Here is a 538-nt window from a genome sequence, read left to right as displayed (position 1 = left end):
TATGCCGACTTTATGCCTGACGCCTGCCTGATCAATCGATACATCCCTGGGGCGAAGATGTCTCTGCATCAGGACAAAAACGAGTACGACCATCGCTGGCCAGTGGTATCAGTGTCACTGGGTATACCGGCCACCTTCCAGTTCGGCGGCCTGCTGCGCAGCGACAAGACCCAACGCATATCACTGTTTCATGGAGACGTGGTGGTCTGGGGCGGCGAGGACCGGTTGCGCTTTCACGGCATCCTGCCCGTCAAACAGGCCGAGCACCCTCTGCTCGGCGAACAGCGGATCAATCTGACGTTTCGCAAGGCTGGCCGCGACGACTGATCATGCGCCTTCAAGCTCGCTCGATGTGCGAGCCAGTGCGGGGCACACCGCTCGATGCAGATTCAATGCGGTGTTGATAATGCCGATGTGACTGAACGCCTGAGGGAAATTACCCAGCATGCGGCCGTCCTTCGGATCATATTGTTCCGCCAGCAGACCAACGTCATTGCACAGATCACACAGCCTCTCGAACAGCCGTGCAGCGTCATCA

2 protein-coding genes are annotated in these 538 nt (G+C 58.0%); one reads left to right on the top strand and one right to left on the bottom strand.

The window, feature by feature from the left end; genetic code table 11:
• The coding region (locus tag ALO43_RS27465; protein WP_174518525.1) for an alpha-ketoglutarate-dependent dioxygenase AlkB at positions 1–327 on the top strand (327 nt) is incomplete at its 5' end.
• On the opposite strand, the gene ALO43_RS27460 is transcribed toward ALO43_RS27465, so the two are convergent.
• Positions 328–538, bottom strand: a 211-nt coding sequence (locus tag ALO43_RS27460; RefSeq protein WP_235812552.1) for a glycoside hydrolase family 15 protein, incomplete at its 5' end; no start/stop codon positions are given.

This window comes from Pseudomonas tremae (assembly GCF_001401155.1).
Lineage (GTDB): Bacteria > Pseudomonadota > Gammaproteobacteria > Pseudomonadales > Pseudomonadaceae > Aquipseudomonas > Aquipseudomonas tremae.
This window is presented reverse-complemented; position numbering and strand designations above follow the sequence as displayed.